Genomic DNA, 15,710 nt, shown 5'->3' with positions numbered 1-15,710 from the left:
GGCGCGGGCGCGGGCGCGGTCAGGCGGCCAGGGCCGCCCGGAGCCGGGAGAACAGCGAACGAGACGACGGCTGCTTGGTCGGGGCGGCGACGACCCAGGCAGCGCGGGCCTGCTGCTCGATGCGCGCTCCGACGTTCACGCCGCGCAGGTCGCCAGCGGTCGACTGCCCGGCCATGCCGGCCAGGAGCATCCGCTCCTTGGCCGTCGCCTTGGCCAGGGCCGTGGCCATGCGCTCGTCGACCGGCTCGGCGAAAGCGCGGTCCAGCACGAGGCGGGTACCGGGCATCTCCTCCGCGATGCCGGTCCAGGCGACGGTCACGCCGTGCTCGAGGCGCATCGGGTGCTCCCCGATCTCTCGCTCGATACGACCGGCCAGACGCGTGTGCCAGCGCATCGAGAGTGCGCCGACGAAGTCGAGGTCGTCGGCGAAGCACTCGCGTGCGCCATCGAGGTCCCAGGGAAGACGTCCGTCGAGGCGGATGTCGGCCACGATCATCGCCTGGCGGAGGATCTCTCCACGGGCGAATCGGCGGGTGTCAGGCATGAGGGGGATCTCCTTCTGCGGACCAGAAAGTGGGACATACCATCGGTACGTACTTACGGTATGCAGATGGATATGACCGGTACAACTTCATCGGGGTGAACGTTGCGGTGATCCCTGACACGGTGGGTGATCTAGGTCTACGACGCAGATCACTAGACTGGTGACATGGCGAAGTCGAGCGTGTCCGCCAGCGTGTCGAAGCTGGTTCCCAAGGTACCCGGCGTGCCCTCGCCGCGCCGTCCCGACTTCTCCGCCTCGACCAAGCGCGGTCTCGTCGCCGTGGCCGAGCAACTGTTCACCGAGCAGGGCTACTCCGCCACCTCGCTCGACAGCATCGTGGCGGGCGCTGAGGTCACCAAGGGCGCGCTCTACCACCACTTCTCCGGCAAGCAGGCGCTCTTCGAGGCGGTCTTCGAGACCGTCGAGGACGACGCCACGCGGGCCATCAAGGCCGCCCTACGCACCACCAAGGAGCCGTGGGAGAAGGCCATCGCCGGCCTCCAGGCCTTCCTGCTCGTCGTGCAGGATCCCCGCTACCGGCGCATCGTGGTTCAAGACGGCCCCGCGGTGCTGGGCTACGAGCGCTACCGCGAGCAGGAAGAGCGCTCCACCTTCGCGCTGGTCATGGAGATCGTGCGCAGCACCCTCGACGCCGGCACGTGGGAACTGGAGGAGGACATGCTCCAGACCTTCGCGCGCATCTTCTTCGGCGCCCTCTCCGCGGCGGGCGACACGGTGGCCGGCGCCGACGACCCCCTGGCCGCCGCCGATCGCGTCGAGACCGCCCTGCGCTTCATCATCGCCGGGCTACAGACCCTTGCCGACGCCGACGTCGGGCTCGCCGACGTCGACCTTCGCCTCGCCCAAGGGCTCGATCGGGGCTGAAGCGGCTAGGAATCAGCACACGTCGTAGCGGCGCGAGACGGTCAAAGCGCTCGCCGAGACTCGCCGGACGACGACGTCGACGCGCGTCGCGGCGTCGGGGAGGGGCAACCGCACCGTCCGCTCGAAGCGTCGCGTGATCTTCTTCGTGCGGGTGCCGTCGACCTTCATGATCATCGTGCGCGCCCGAGCAGCACCCGCCGGGCGCCCGAGCCGCACGGCCAGCGAACCCCGGGAGCAGTCCCGCGCGTCGGCGGGTCGTGCGTACCGCTTGCCTCGCCCCTTCGGCGGTCCGAGGGCCTCGCCGGTACCGCCTGCGCCCGCAGAGACGTCGACTGTCCACGTCAGACCGCTCTCGGTTGCCTCGACGTCGTCGGCATGCAGCGTGCCGGGCTGCGCCACCGCGGTCAGGCTCACCGTGTGGGTGCCGGTTGCCTCCGGGCTCCAGGTGAAGCGCTTGGTGCCGGTGTCGACGACCCGATCGACCACGGGCGTCCCGTCGACCGACCAGGTCAGGTGCGTCGCCGGGCCGGGCTGCTCACTGACCACCTTCGCTGCGAACGACGTCGGGCTGCCCACCTCGCTGCCCACCGTGGCGCTCGGGAGGGGCGAGGCGCTGCCGAGATCGACCAGGCTCAGCCCGAAGCCGCCCTCGGACTCGCTCGAGAAGAGCCGCAGCGGCAGTTGCTCGGACTCCACGGCACCCATCGGCCGCCCCAGCGACCGCATCAGGCAATCGTCGCAGGGGCGATACCAGGTGTCGGGCGAGTAGTGCCCGCCCCGGAAGAGCCCGACCACCGAGGCCGCTCGCGGCGAGGACGTCGGGACGGGCGTGGCGTCGTCGACCCAGCGCCGCCACTTCAGGGAGGACCGGTCGGTCACGTCGGTGATGTTGGGCAGACAGGATTCCCGCGCGCTCCCCACCTCATCGGAACACGGCGGGTAGCCCGGCGTGTACGTCGTGTACTCGTCGTCGAGGCCCAGCAGGGAGTGCCCCAGTTCGTGCTTCATCACCGCCACGCCCGAGGCGTGGCGAGACGTGGTGGCGAAGGCGCCGCCCGAACCGCCGTACTCGGGGTCGTTGACCACGACCAGGATCTGGTCCCAGTCGGGCAGCACGAGGTCGGCGTCGTTCACGAGTCGTTCGGAGTCGGTCGGCACGAGCAGCCGCTCGATGCCGTACGAGCAGTAGGTCGAGTCGTAGCGGGTCGAGACGAACGATGCGGTCGAGCCCGCGGCGGAGTCGGGACAGCAGGTCGGCGAAGGCGAGGTGTCCGAGCAGCCGGAGGAGTACGCGGGGTGATCGGCGCCTGCTTCGTCGGACACCGCGAATCCAGCCAGCACGTTGACGGAGTCGCGGTAGGAGGAATAGGGCTTGGTCGCGAACAGGGAGTCGGCCACGTCGGCGGCATCACGCACGAAGGCGTCGTGCTGGCCCTGGGTGTAGCCGTCGCCCAGGATCACCACGTTGAGCCGGTTGGCCATCGGCCCGAGCGGGAAGCCGGGCAGGTCGACGCGGGTCACCCCGCGCCGGGCATCGACCCGACGCGAAGGTCGTGCGTCGGCACCGACCGCAACGTATCGGCGTCCGTCACTGCGGACCACGATCCGGCTCGGCTCGAGGTCGGCGGGCACGATCACGCGGAACACCGGGGAACCGGCCCGCATCGTGCGCCCGGTGAGCCGCCCGCCCGGGCGCACCGGGAGTTCGGCCCGCACCACGAGCGGCACCGCGGCGGTGCGCCGCACCGTGCGCCCGGCGTCATCGGCCACCACCACCGCGGCGGTGCTCACGCCCGGAGCCGTCCCGCGCGGCGTGGTGGCGTAACGTGCGGCGGGGGACGACGCGAGGACGTGGAGTCCGTCGTCGGCGAGCTGGAGCGTCAACATCTGCCGGCCGGTACCGGGCGAGGAGGCACCGGGCGACTCGGTGCCGGCGACGACCGGCCCCGCCTCGGCGCGCGGACCGCCGAGGCCGAGCGCAGCCAGCGCGCACGCGAGCGGGAGGACCAGCAGTACCCGAGCCGACCGTGTCATGCGCGGCAGCGTAGTGCTCCCCACCGACGGCCGCGAGGGGCCGGACGGCCGTGGGTCAGCGTCCGATCGTGACGGTTCCCGTGGCGGCTGGCACCAGCTCGAGCCAGGTGTGACCGGGCGGCACCCGCAGCGGCTTGCCGCGCACGCTCAGCGTCAGTCGTGAGCCGAGGCTCTTCTTCGCCCACTGCGCCTGCACGACCCGGCCACGGTGTAGCAGCATGGCCGAGCCCTTGCCGACGAGGTGGGTCTCGGGCACCGGGTTGCCGGCGGGGTCGAGGTAGCCGGCGTCTCCCACCTGCACCCGCAGCACCAACACGGTGTCGGCGAGGAACTGGTCGCCCTGAGCCGCATTGGTGTTGGTGTTGCGGTAGTGGCCGTCCTCGTAGGCCCAGCTCGTGGTGTGCCCATAGGAGAAGGTCGCCTGCATCGACCGCGCGGGCGCTCCCTTCGGCAGCTTCGAGGCGCGGCCCCACGGCAGGTAGTTCGGCGGCCGGACGGCCTTCTTCGTCGCCACCAGCGTCGCCGTCTGCGAGAGGTTGGTGAAGAGGTTGTACGGCGCCGAACGGCTGGTGTCGCGGAAGAAGCCCTTCGAGCCCTCGTTGAAGAACCGGATCCCGGCGCCGCTGATGCGACGGATCGTGACCGGCGCCGCCCCGCTGGTGACCATCGCGCCGTGCACGGGCGAGACGATGCCGATGTCGCTGGCCCGCATCGAGCGCACCGGGCCGACCACACCCGGGATCTTCGAGTAGTAGAACGCCGCGAGCCGCGTGAGCCCGCCCTCCACGAGCTCCTCGACGACCATGTCGGCCGAGCCGAGACCCTTCTGCGGTGCACTGCTGGAGGTGTTGTCCATCTTGAGCACCATCACCGGGTGGTGCTGCGCCGCGCTCTGCTGCTTGGCGACACGCAGGCCGGTCAGCGGCCAGGTCTGCTGCTTGACCTTCGGCGCCGAGGTGACCGACTGGGACGGCGCCGGGGACGCCGCCCCTGAGGCGGCGGGCGACTCGTCGCCGCGGGAGCATCCGGCGAGGGTCAGCGCGCCCACGAGGACGAGGGCGCCGGCTGCGCGGGCACGGTGCGGCAAGGGCACGGAGGATTCCCTTCGAGCGGACGACGGGCGCGAGGGCCCGCGGGGGTCAGAGCGTGGAGCCGCCGTCGACGTAGAGCGTCTGGCCGGTGACGTAGCCCGCCTCGTCGCTGGCGAGGAAGGTGACGGCGGCCGCGATGTCGGCGGGCTCGCCGACGCGGCGCACCGGGTTGGCCTCGGCGTTCATCTGCCGCAGCTGCTCGGGCTCCATCTTCAGCCGCACGGCGGTGGCGTCGGTCATCTCGGTCACGATGAACCCGGGCGCGACGGCGTTGACGTTGACGCCGTAGGGGCCGAGCTCGATGGCCAGCGTGCGCGTGAAGGCCTGGATGCCCATCTTGGCGGCGGCGTAGTTGGCCTGGCCCCGGTTGCCCAGCGCCGAGACGCTGGAGGTGTTCACGATCTTGCCGTACTTCTGCTCGGTGAAGACCTTCTGGGCGGCCTTGCTCATGAGGAAGGCGCCCTTGAGGTGCACCGCCATGACGAGATCCCAATCCTCCTCGGTCATCTTGAACAGCAGGTTGTCGCGGGTGATGCCGGCGTTGTTGACCAGCACGTGGAGGCCGCCGAGCTCGTCGACCACACGCCCGACGGCGGCGTCGACCGAGGCGGAGTCGGAGACGTTGCAGGCGACACCGATGGCCTTCGCGCCGTCGACCAGGGGCAGTCGGCCGGCCGCCTCCGACGCTGCGGACTCGTCGAGGTCGAGGATCGCCACGGAGGCACCCTCCTCGGCGAACCGGCTGGCGGTCCCGTACCCGATGCCGCGCGCGGCTCCGGTGATGACGACGACCCGTCCGTCGAAGCGACCCATCTGCTACTCCCGTCTCGAAGTTCTCAGTAGGCCCGAGGGCCATCGGACAGACTAGACGGTGCTCCTGGCACCGCTCGGCAGGCTCCGGGCGAGCCGGTCGGCGACCTCGCGGACGGCCTCGAGGAGCTCGGGCGGGTCGAGCACCTCGAACGTGCCGTCGAGCGTCGCGAGCCAGCGCGCACCGCCTTCCCAGCTCTGGCCACCGATGCGCACGAGGCAGCAGTCGTCGGTCTCGACCTCGATCGAGACGACGACCCACCAGCCGAGCCACTGCTGCACGGTCTCGGCCGGCAGGTGCACCCGTACCGTGCCGACGAGCCGGTGCCGCACGGCGCGGGTGCGCTCGGCGACCCAGGCCGCCACATCGTCGGCGGGCAGCGGCCGCGGGCGGTATCCGTGACCGACCGAGCGGGTCTCGCGCAACCGATCGACCCGGAAGGTGCGCCAGCCGTCGCGATGCACGTCCCACGCCACGAGGTACCAGCGGCGACCCATACTCACCAGGCGGTACGGCTCGACCCGCCGCTCGCTCTGGGCGCCGGAGTGGTCGGCGTAGCCGAACCGCACGATCACCCGGTCGCGCACCGCCTCCGCGAGCAGGGTCAGGACGCCGGCCTCGACGCCCCCACCCTCGTCACTGCCGCGATGGGGCCGGCCGACCCGCTGGTGCGCCGCCGTCAGCGCGTCGACCTGGCCCCTGAGGTGTCGGGGCAGCACCTGCTGGAGCTTGGTGAGCGCCTGGAGCGAGCTCTGCTCCAACCCGGAGACCGAGCCGCCGATAGCGGTGCGCAGCGCGAGGGTGATGGCCACCGCCTCGTCGTCGTCGAGCAGCAGTGGCGGCATCGCGGCGCCGGCGGCGAGGCGGTAGCCGCCGGTCGACCCGCGCGTGGCCTCGACCGGGTAGCCGAGCCGGCGCAGCCGCTCGACGTCGTTGCGCACGGTGCGCTCGCTGACCTCCAGGCGCCGCGCGAGCACCGGGCCGGGCCACTCGCGAGGTGTCTGAAGCAGGGAGAGCAGCTGGAGCAGCCGCCCGGAGGGGCCGGTGGAGGTCTCGGACATGCCATGCAGATTAGTGCTTGATCAGGAACGGAACGTGCCTGATGCGCTCCTAGCGTGCCGCTCATGACTCTGACAGAGAACCCCGCCCACGCCCACGCCGAAGCGCCGGCTCCCGCGCCCACCCACTCGCCGTGGCCGGCCTTCCTGGTCGTGCTCGGTGCCGTGGTGCTCAACATCCTCGACACCACGATCGTGACGGTCGCCGCGCCCGTCGTGCGCGCCGATCTCGCGATGTCCACCGCCGCCCTGGAGTGGATCTCCGCGGCCTACACCCTGGCTCTGGCGGCCGGCCTGATGGCCGGCGCGCGGCTCGGCGACGTGGTCGGACGCCGGCGGATGCTGCTCATCGGGCTCACCGGCTTCGTCGCGGCCTCGGTGGTGTGCGCGCTCGCACCGAGTGGCGGCGTCCTCATCGGAGCGCGCGCCGCGCAGGGGCTGCTCGCCGCGGCGATGGTGCCCCAGGGCATCGGGCTGCTGCGCGAGATCTTCGGCCCCGAGGGCGTCGGCAAGGCGATGGGCATCATGGGCCCGGCCATCGGCCTCTCGACCGTGCTCGGCCCGGTGCTGGCCGGCGCGCTGATCAAGCTCGACCCGGCGGGGCTCGGCTGGCGCTCGGCCTTCCTCATCAACCTGCCGATCGGCCTGCTGCTGCTCGTCTCCGGGTTGCGCGTGCTCCCCCGCACGACCCCCTCGCACGCCGGGCACCGGCTCGACCTCGTCGGTACGGCCCTGTTCGCGACGCTCGGCCTGCTGCTCGTCTTCCCGCTCGTCGAGGGCCGCGAGCAGGGCTGGCCGCTGTGGATCTTCGCGATGCTCGTCGCAGCCGCGCCCGTGGTCGTGCTGCTCGGGGCGCACCAGCGCCGCCGCGCCGGCCGCGGGCTCACCCCGCTGTTCGAGGCCAGCGTGCTGCGCAAGTCCTCGTTCGTCGCGGGCGTGCTGTTCTTCATGGTGTTCTTCGGTTGCGTGGTCGGCATGCAGCTCGTGATGGGCGTCTTCCTCCAGGTGGGTTTGGGCAAGACCGCGATGACCGCCAGCCTCTACCTCGCCTCGCTCGCGGTGGGCAGCTTCGTCGGCGCCGGCTTCGGCTCGGCCGTGGGCGTGCGGATGGGACGCCGGGTGCTGCACCTCGGGGTGGCGGTCATGGCGGCCGGCTGCGGCGTCATCTGGCTGCTGTTGCGCAACCTCTCGGCAGGCGACGATGTCGGCGCACTCGACCTGGCGCCGGGTCTGGCCGTGTTCGGAGTCGGCATGGGCATGGTGTTCGTGCCGCTGTTCAGCATCGCGCTCGGCGATGTCGAGGATCACGAGGTCGGGTCGGCCACCGGGCTGCTCACCTCGGTCGAGCAACTCGGCGCCTCGCTCGGCGTGGCCGCGCTCGCCACGATGTTCTTCCACGTCCTGGCCCTGGACGACGGTGGCCCGGCCGCCGCGATCGGCTCCGGTCGGCATCTCGAGGCCACCGAGCACACCCTGCTGCTCGTGGTCGCACTGCTCGCCCTGGCATGGGGTCTCGCGTGGCGGCTCCCCCGCCACGCCAACCCCACTGCCGCCCACTGAGCCCACTCGTCGGACCCGGGCAGGTTCGTCAGGGAGCTGCGGCTCCCGACGAGGACGACCGCCCGGTGGTCAGGCCAGGGCGGCGTGCAGCCGGGCGGCGTACTCGGCTCGCTCGCCGTCGCCGTACTTCTGCCGGGGCCAGAAGAAGCCGCGCAGTCCGTCGCCCTTGGTGCGCGGCACGACGTGCAGGTGCAGGTGGGGCACCGACTGGCTGACGGTGTTGTTCATCGCCACGAAGCTGCCCTGGGCACCCAGCCCCTCGACCACCGCGGTCGCGATGCGCTGGGCCGCGGCGAGGAACGGGTCGCGCAGGGCCGCCGGGAGGTCGGGCAGTGTGACGACGTGCTCGCGCGGCACCAGCAGCACGTGCCCGCGGAACACCGGCCGTTGGTCGAGGAATGCGATCAGGTCGTCGGTCTCGAGCACGACGGCTGCTTCGTCCTCACCCGCGACGATGCGGCAGAACACGCACGCCGCGGGTGAGGTCGAGACCGGATCGGCCATCAGTCGCAGACCTGGGTGCGGCAGCCCTTCGGCAGCAGCATGCGTGGTGCCACGCGGGCGTTGCGGGGCACGGCGTCGAAGTGCTGTGAGTCCTGGGTGCCGTAGGTCCAGCGGAACCCGTGTGCCTTGAGGATCCTCACCACGGCGTGCGAGGTCGATCGCCAGGCGACGCGCGGGTGCGACCGGTTGACCCACCAGGTGTCGGGCCACCAGCGGCCGGCGGAGTAGTAGGGGTTCTCCCAGGTGTTGAGGTCGAGCGCGCGACCGTAGGTGTGCGGCGAGTTCACGCCGGGGCGACCGACCACCTGGCGACAGTTGAACGCCGAGGTGTTGCCGGCGGCCATCGAGGCGTAGTCGTTGGCCCCCTGGAGCTTGGGTGACCAGCCGAACCGGTCGACGCGCACCATCGATCGCACCGGGAGATCGCGGGCGTACAACGTCTCGAACACGCCGCGCATCTGGCCCATCACGTCGGCCCGCGCCACCAGCTCACCGCGGTAGCGGTAGCCGTCGTAGCCCCAGTAGTTGACCCGCAACAGCCGCAGCTGGGAGCGACCCACCGGACAGCCGCGGTGCCAGGAGCGACCCACCATCGAGCGCCACACACCGCTCGGGATGCCGGTGACGACGGCGTTCGCGCCGGCCCCCACCGCGCGGGGCGCCCGCGGCAGCGACCGCCGGGGCGCGGGTGCCGCCTTCGGCAGCACGACGGGGTCGCCGGGCGGGACGTTGTCGACGGCCTTCACCGGGCTGACCCCGCGCTGGATCCACGGGCGCCGCTGCGTGAGCACCCGCCACCTCGTGTCGACCCGCGGGGTCGTGGTGAACGTGTGGGTGCCGTCGTCGCCGGTGCGCGGACGCCGCACGGTGCGCCACTGCTGCCCCGGGTCGCGCCGCTGGAGCTTCACGCGCCCCGAGACGGGGTCGCCGTTGCCGGTGCGCCACCGGATGGTCAAGTCGATGCTCTGCTCGTCGACGACGCTGCTGGGGCCAAGCAGCCGCGGACGTGAGGACCGAGGCCGCAGCTGCATCGTGAGCGGTCCGGCGGAGGCGCCGTCGACGGGCGGGGTGGCGTTCGGATCCCCCGCCCAGGTGGCCCGCACCCGGTTGTCCTTCGGCTGCTTCGAGCGGGTCAGCGTGGTGCTGGCCGCGCCCTGGTCGTCTGTGGTCAGCGTGGCGACCTGGCGCCACTTCCCCGCCTTGCGCCGCTCGACCTGCACCTGCTCGCCGGCCAGGGGTGCGCCGTCCGCGTCGAGGAGGGTGAGGGTGAGCGGGGCGTCGGTGTCGGCGTACCCGGGCGGCACGTCGAGCGTGAGGGACGCCCCCGACTCGGCGTCGGCGGCTTCGGTCGGGGCCGCTCCCAGCAGGGCGGCGAGCACCACCAGCACGAGCGCGTGGGCAAGGAGGGAGGTCAGCCGGGCCAGGGGGATCCGAGAGAGCATGGGATGAAGTGTCCGTCTCCTACTTGTAGAACTGCGGCAGGCACTCCGAGCCGGCGCAGTCGGTCAGGTCGCGAGTCAGCTTCCGCAGCTCGGTCAGCTGGTCCTCGTAGCGGGTGCCGAGCCGGCTGCTGAGCTCGAACGGGTCGTCGGCGAGGTTGTAGAGCTCCTCGCCGCCACCACGCAGCCGCGCGTAGCTCCACGGACCGACGCGCACACCGCGGTAGAGGCGGTGCCCGTGGCCCTCGACGGGCCAGGCCTCGACCGGCAGCACGCGGCGCCCGGGGTTCTTGCCCAGGTGGGCAAGAACGTTGATCCCGTCGACGCGGCGCATCGGCTTGGCGCGAGCCGCCGCGGCGAACGAGACCGGCAGATCGGGCAGGCCGACCAGCACGTTGCGCCGCGCGTCGCGCGGGATGCCCGGGCCGCGCATCACCAGCGGCACGTGGGCGATGGTGCCGTAGTGCCACAGCTTGCCGTCGACGTTGTGCTGACCGACGGCGTAGCCGTTGTCGGACCCGAACGCCACGATGGTGTTCTCGAGCATCGTGGTGCGGCGCAGGATGCGCAGGTGGCGAGCCACCGCGTCGTCGACCGACTGGAGCGCCTCGAGGCGCTGCTGGTGGGCCTCCCGCAGCAGCAGCCTGCCGGTCTTGTCCCACCGGTTGCGCGCCGGTGAGCCCTTCGCCTTGTCCTTCGTGTGGCTCTCGAACATGTCGGGCGTGTTCGGCAGCGGTGTGCCGGCGAAGGCGTTGCGGTACTTCGGCGCGGGCGAGGTCGTCTTCACCACGGGCGTGTAGTGCGGGTGGGTGCGCAGCGGGTCGTCGGCCTCGCGCGGGCCGCCGAAGTGCGGTGCGACGTAGTTGACCCAGAGGTACCAGGGGTGTTGCCGGCGCCGTGGCGCGTTGAGCATGGCGGCCGTCTGGTCGGCGAAGACGGTGGTGTTGTATGTCTTGATATCGCGCACGTGGCGGTTGATGTTGAGCCGGGCGTGGGAGAAGTCGTAGGTGGTGGGGTCGAGGCTGCCGCGCCAGTCGCTCCACCCCGGCGGCACGTAGGTCTTCGAGCGCCGACCCTGGCCGTAGGAGTTGAGGTACTTGCCGACGAAAAGGGTGTCGTAGCCGGCCTTCTTCAGCCACACCGGCAGCGTGGCCTTGTCGCCGAAGGCGTCGAAGCCCCCGCCCTGGCCGCCGATGGTCACCGCACCGTGGTTGTGGGCGTATTGACCGGTCAGCAGGCTGGCGCGGGCGGGTACGCAGATCGGCGTCGGCGCCACTGCGTTGGTGAAGGTGGTGCCGGCCTTCCCGATCAACCGGCGCACGTGGGGCATGAAGGCGAGATCACCGGGCGCCATGTCGTCGGTGGTGATGAGCAGGATGTTCGGCCGCTTGGACGGCGGCGTGTAGCTCTCCTGCACTGCGTTCCCCGGCATCACCAATGGTGCGGGTGAGTCCGTGCCCGCCGAGCCGACCGGGGCCGCCTCGGAGGAGGGTCCAGCCGAGCCGACGGCGCCGAGCACGGCCATCGCCGAGACGGTCAGGGCGGCCACGCCGCGTCGTCCGGTGTGGGTGAGAGTCATGCGCGTCCCCAAGCGTTGGGTCGATGACGGTCCGGCGGACTCTACTGTCCGGCAGCGACGGGTGCGGTCACTTCTGTCGGTACTTCTGGAGATCACTCTGGCCGGGCACGTAGCACTGGTTGCCGGCGACGTCGCTGGGCACCGCGTACTCCTTGAGCAGGGAGCAGGTCCAGATGTCTTGGGTGCCGGCGATCTCCTTCCACTCCTGACCGACCTTGGCCCACAGCGCCTGGTAGCCGCCGCAGTCGCTGATGGCGCCGGAGGCGAAGCCGTCGCTGCGCACGTCGAACACGGTCACCCCGACATCGGCCTGACAACTGCTCTGCTCCTGGAGGTCGTCGGCGACCCGGCCGATGAAGTTCTTGAAGTCGTCGGGCGCGCCCTTGAGCTTGGCGACCTGGGTGCTGTTCGCGATGAACGGCCCGGGATCCTCCCCGCCCGCGTAGCGGATGTACTCCGGCTTCGCGGTCTCCGAGGGTGACGTTGACGTCGCGGGTGACGACGCGGGTGACGACGCCGGGGAGTCGCCGGACGGGGCGAGCGACTCGCTCGCGGATGCTCCCTGCGGGCTCCCGGAGATGATCTCGGGGCCTGGATCGCCACAGCCGGCGAGGGCACCGAGCGTGACGGTGAGGACGCCGGCTGCCGCGGCGCCGTGCCACAGAGTGCGTGGGGCCGGTCGGGTGCTGCTCATGGTCATCTCCTTGGTGGCAAGGGTGGTCACTTCTGGTGGTTGACGACGAGCTCGTCCTGCCCGGGCACGGCGCACTTGTTGACTACCACGTGCGGCACGCCGTAGCGCTTCAGTAGGCTGCACCTCCAGGCCGCCTGGGTGCCGCCGATCTCCTTCCACGTGCCGTCGACCTCCGCCCACAGTGCGACGTAGCCGCCGCACTGGTGGACGCCGCCCGAGGCGTAGCCGTCGGAGCGCACGTCGAACACGTTCACCCCGCTCTTCGGCTTGCAGTCGTTCGTCGCCTCGAGCTCGTCGGCCACCGTGCCGATGAAGGTCTTGAAGGACTCCGGCGCTCCCTCGAGCTTGTCGATCTGGCTGCTGTCGGCGACGAACGGGCCTGCGTACTCACCGCCGGCGTAGCGGATGTAGGTGGGCTTGGCCGAGGCGCTCGCGCTCACCGACGCCTCCTCGGGCGCGAACTCGCTGGGCGCCTGGCTCGGGCTCTGGCTCGGGCTCGGGTTTTGGGTCGAGGTGGCCATCGGGCTGGCCGACGGGTCGGCGGCCACGTCGGAGTCCTCCGTGCCGCACCCAGCCGCGGTGCCGAGCGCTAGGGCGAGGACGCCGGTGACGGCGAGGCCGCGCCACCAGCGGCGCCGGATCGAAGCCGCTGTCGTCGTGTTCATGTTCGGTGGGATGCGCCGACGGGCAGAAAGGTTGTGACTCTGGACCTACACTGACGATCTCGCCCCGCCCCTGGGGCGGACGGGCTACGGCAGGTTCTGACCCTGTGTGGCGACCGTGATCCGTGAACAGTGGTCCGACCACATCGGCAGGGGCTGCCTGGAGGACGGCCGACCCGGCCGGCCCTCCAGCGCGCCCCGCCCCCCACTACGGGAGGTCACCGCGATTCAGCGAAACCACCGATCACAAATCAACGCCGGTGGACAGGGCCGAGGGGGCGGTTTATTGCCTCTTTACGCGATCACCGCGAGCGTTTGTCAACTCCGCGCGAAAACTGACCCCCTGGCGTCGTCTGAATTTTGACCCCTCTTCGGTTGGTCCGGTCAGCGGTTGCTGGCCGGAGGTGTGTTGGCGAGTAGGTGGCGGCGGGTCCGGGTGCGGTAGGACTCGCCGGTCAGCGTTAGCCCGGATCGTTCACGACACGGCGGCGTGATCGACGCGTAGAAACACGGAAGTGCCATCTGAGCAGGGAAGACTTGGACTTGTCTGAGGTTCCAGGTCGCCCAGCGGAAGGCACTCGGTAGGTGAAGCAGGGCAGACTGGGGCATGGCCATCGGTGGACCTCTTTCTTCAGTGAGTGCTTGGCCGTACACACCGAAGATCCCGCCGATGGCCCTCTACCTCACGCCGCGCCGCCAGCCCTCAAACCCCACCCCTCCCCGGGACTCTCCTTGCCAGGCGGGCCGACTCGACCAATTCGCCGGTACCGAACCGGACTCGGACCCGGATTCCAAGAACTCTTGGGGCCCGAGACCGCGCTGATTGAACAATGTCGCTCATCGTCTCCAGCTTGGTAAGTCAACGCTCGGCGTCGGGCCTTGAACCCGGATCTTGGACACGGGGGTAGGGCCCAATCGATCATCGGTCTGTATAAGACCGAGGCCATCACCACCGACGTCTTCCATACAGGTCCGTTCAAGACCCTCGTCGACGGCGAGTACGCCGCCGCCGGCTGGGTCGACTGGTGGAACCACCGCCGCCTGCACTCCAGTACCGGCCAGATCCCGCCAGCCGAACACGAGCACGACTATTACGCTGCCCTCAACCGAGGGCCGCACCCCGTATAGGAGCGGCAGAGAACCCGTGACGGTTCACTTCACAGCGATCCTTGCAACAGCTTCTCATGAAAATCTTACTCCAACTTAACTCGAAGCGAAAGCCAGCCGCGGCGTTTCACCATCTTCGAAGCAAACGTCGCTAGCTTCGCCTCGGTGATTACCGTCACTACGGCAACCTCGTTGGCTTCTAAGAAGATGCTTTGCTGGTCACTTCCTTGCCAGTCTATCCTAGCTTCAACGACATGATTTCCTGGCTCGACTTGACACGTCAAGCTCGAATCCTTTGCCAGTTTCCCTACATTAAAACCGTCCACGTAACAATCGTAGCGCCGGAAAAAATCTGCGCCACCAAAATGGTAAGGGGGCCTATCAAACTTAATTTGTGCAGTCACTCAAACTTCTCCTTAACCCGGATCGTTCACGACTCCGCAGCGTGATCGGCGCGTAGAAGCACCGAAGTGCCTGCACTGCAGGGGAAACTTGGACTTGCGACGGTTCAAGTAGTCCCAGCAGAGAGGCACTCGGTAGGTGAAGCGTACTTCGTGGTCGGCGGGTCTGTCCGTGACCGGTGATGGTGTCGGCGTGGTGGCCCACGCGGGCAGCGTCGCGACGAGGCTCCTGGCCGACCGGACGGGCCCCACCGGAAACCTTTCGGCGGCGATGGCTCGCCGCAACTTCAACCCGGGCCACGACCGCGGCCGTGTGCTGGGAGACGTCGCGGTGATGCTCGCCGACGGTGGTGAGGCGATCGCCGACATTGACGTGCTGCGCCACCAGGCTGGCGTGCTCGGTCCGGTCGCCTCGGCACCGACGGTGTGGCGGACCCTGAAGCAGGTGTCTCCGGCCCGGTTGAAGCAGATCGCCCGCGCGCGGGCACGAACCCGTCGCCACGTCGAGTCCCTGCTGCCCGACGGGGTTCCGACCAGTCGGGTCGCCGGCACCGACCTCGAAGACACGATCACGATCGACATCGACGCCACGATCGTGGTCACCCACAGCGAGAAGGAGAACGCTGCGGCAACGTTCAAGCGGACCTTCGGCTACCACCCGCTGGGCGCGTGGTGTGACAACACCGGCGAGTTCCTCGCCGGCAAGCTCCGTGCCGGGAACGCCGGATCGAACACCACCGCCGACCACATCGACGTCCTCACCGAGGCGATCGTCCAAATCCCCGCGGCTCACCGCAAGAAGCTGTTGATCCGTAGCGATGGCGCTGGCGCGTTCCACGGGCTGCTCGACTGGCTCACCGAACAAGGCAAGGTCCGCGGCCGCAGCGTCGACTACTCCGTGGGCTTCCCCCTCACCGAGAAGCTCCGCGACGCCATCGACCTGGTCCCCAAGAAGATCTGGACACCCGCGATCGACGCCGACGGCGGCATCCGAGAAGGCGGCGACGTGGCCGAGCTGACCGGCCTCATCAACCCGGCGGTGCTCGCGCAGTGGCCGGACGGGATGCGCGTCATCGTCCGCCGCGAGCGGCCGCACCCCGGCGCGCAGCTGTCGCTGTTCGAGGAGCGCGACGGCTGGCGCTATCAGGCCTTCGTCACCAACACCACCGTCGGCCAGCTGGCCTTCCTTAAAGCCCGGCACCGGGCCCACGCCCGCGTCGAGGACCGCATCCGGCACGCCAAAGAATCCGGCCTGGGCCGGTTCCCCTCCCGGGAGTTCGACATCAACCAGACCTGGCTCGCGCTGACCATGATCGCTGCCGACCTGACCGCGTGGACGCG

Annotated in this window: 14 protein-coding genes; 4 read left to right on the top strand and 10 right to left on the bottom strand. The window is 70.2% G+C overall.

What is annotated here, in order from left to right; all coding sequences use genetic code 11:
* Window positions 1-19: 19 nt before the first annotated feature.
* Window positions 20-544 (bottom strand): hypothetical protein, encoded by a 525-nt coding sequence (locus ISG29_RS00070; RefSeq protein WP_194501346.1) that lies wholly within the window; start codon window positions 542-544, stop codon window positions 20-22.
* Window positions 545-709: 165 nt separating this feature from the next.
* On the opposite strand from ISG29_RS00070, the gene ISG29_RS00065 reads away from it, so the two are divergent.
* Window positions 710-1,429, top strand: a complete 720-nt coding sequence (locus tag ISG29_RS00065; protein WP_194501345.1) for a TetR/AcrR family transcriptional regulator — start codon at window positions 710-712, stop codon at window positions 1,427-1,429.
* Between the two features lie 12 nt (window positions 1,430-1,441).
* Here ISG29_RS00065 and ISG29_RS00060 read toward each other — a convergent pair whose 3' ends face one another.
* Genes ISG29_RS00060 through ISG29_RS00045 form a run of 4 tightly spaced genes read right to left on the bottom strand, consistent with a single transcriptional unit; the run spans window position 1,442 to window position 6,426 of the window.
* Complete coding sequence (locus ISG29_RS00060; protein ID WP_194501344.1) at window positions 1,442-3,463, bottom strand: M64 family metallopeptidase; 2,022 nt, start codon at window positions 3,461-3,463, stop codon at window positions 1,442-1,444.
* Between the two features lie 55 nt (window positions 3,464-3,518).
* Entirely contained in the window at window positions 3,519-4,556 is a 1,038-nt protein-coding gene (locus ISG29_RS00055) for a DUF3048 domain-containing protein (protein ID WP_194501343.1), read from the bottom strand.
* A gap of 46 nt (window positions 4,557-4,602) precedes the next feature.
* Window positions 4,603-5,367 carry an SDR family NAD(P)-dependent oxidoreductase gene (locus ISG29_RS00050; RefSeq protein WP_194501342.1) on the bottom strand — a complete coding sequence of 255 codons (765 nt, stop codon included), beginning with the start codon at window positions 5,365-5,367 and terminating at the stop codon, window positions 4,603-4,605.
* A gap of 51 nt (window positions 5,368-5,418) precedes the next feature.
* Window positions 5,419-6,426 carry a helix-turn-helix transcriptional regulator gene (locus ISG29_RS00045; protein ID WP_194501341.1) on the bottom strand — a complete coding sequence of 336 codons (1,008 nt, stop codon included), beginning with the start codon at window positions 6,424-6,426 and terminating at the stop codon, window positions 5,419-5,421.
* A 63-nt stretch (window positions 6,427-6,489) separates the two neighbouring features.
* On the opposite strand from ISG29_RS00045, the gene ISG29_RS00040 reads away from it, so the two are divergent.
* The gene (locus tag ISG29_RS00040; protein ID WP_194501340.1) at window positions 6,490-7,983 is read left to right on the top strand and encodes an MFS transporter; all 1,494 of its coding nucleotides are present in this window, start codon (window positions 6,490-6,492) and stop codon (window positions 7,981-7,983) included.
* 69 nt (window positions 7,984-8,052) lie between these two features.
* Here ISG29_RS00040 and ISG29_RS00035 read toward each other — a convergent pair whose 3' ends face one another.
* The 5 genes from ISG29_RS00035 to ISG29_RS00015 all read right to left on the bottom strand — a co-directional run bounded on the left by ISG29_RS00035 (window position 8,053) and on the right by ISG29_RS00015 (window position 12,864).
* Window positions 8,053-8,487: an HIT family protein gene (locus ISG29_RS00035; protein WP_194501339.1), complete on the bottom strand. Its 435-nt coding sequence runs from the start codon at window positions 8,485-8,487 to the stop codon at window positions 8,053-8,055.
* Window positions 8,487-9,929, bottom strand: coding sequence for a M15 family metallopeptidase (locus ISG29_RS00030; protein ID WP_194501338.1), 1,443 nt, complete (start codon window positions 9,927-9,929; stop codon window positions 8,487-8,489). Before ISG29_RS00030 ends, ISG29_RS00035 begins: the two co-directional genes overlap by 1 nt.
* A gap of 19 nt (window positions 9,930-9,948) precedes the next feature.
* Window positions 9,949-11,505: a sulfatase-like hydrolase/transferase gene (locus ISG29_RS00025; protein ID WP_194501337.1), complete on the bottom strand. Its 1,557-nt coding sequence runs from the start codon at window positions 11,503-11,505 to the stop codon at window positions 9,949-9,951.
* Between the two features lie 67 nt (window positions 11,506-11,572).
* Window positions 11,573-12,199 carry a hypothetical protein gene (locus tag ISG29_RS00020; protein WP_194501336.1) on the bottom strand — a complete coding sequence of 209 codons (627 nt, stop codon included), beginning with the start codon at window positions 12,197-12,199 and terminating at the stop codon, window positions 11,573-11,575.
* Window positions 12,200-12,225: 26 nt separating this feature from the next.
* A complete protein-coding gene (locus tag ISG29_RS00015; protein WP_194501335.1) occupies window positions 12,226-12,864 on the bottom strand; it encodes a hypothetical protein in 639 nt (212 codons plus the stop codon).
* 876 nt (window positions 12,865-13,740) lie between these two features.
* Here ISG29_RS00015 and ISG29_RS00010 point away from each other — a divergent pair.
* Both ISG29_RS00010 and ISG29_RS00005 read left to right on the top strand, forming a co-directional pair.
* Entirely contained in the window at window positions 13,741-13,989 is a 249-nt protein-coding gene (locus tag ISG29_RS00010; RefSeq protein ID WP_194501334.1) for an integrase core domain-containing protein, read from the top strand.
* Window positions 13,990-14,508: 519 nt separating this feature from the next.
* Window positions 14,509-15,710: IS1380 family transposase (locus tag ISG29_RS00005; protein ID WP_194501333.1), on the top strand; the 1,202-nt coding region annotated here is incomplete at its 3' end.

The sequence above is a fragment of the Nocardioides acrostichi genome (assembly GCF_015319165.1).
Lineage (GTDB): Bacteria > Actinomycetota > Actinomycetes > Propionibacteriales > Nocardioidaceae > Nocardioides > Nocardioides acrostichi.
Note: the sequence above shows the minus strand (reverse complement) of the source record. Positions and strands in the feature narration are given on the sequence as shown.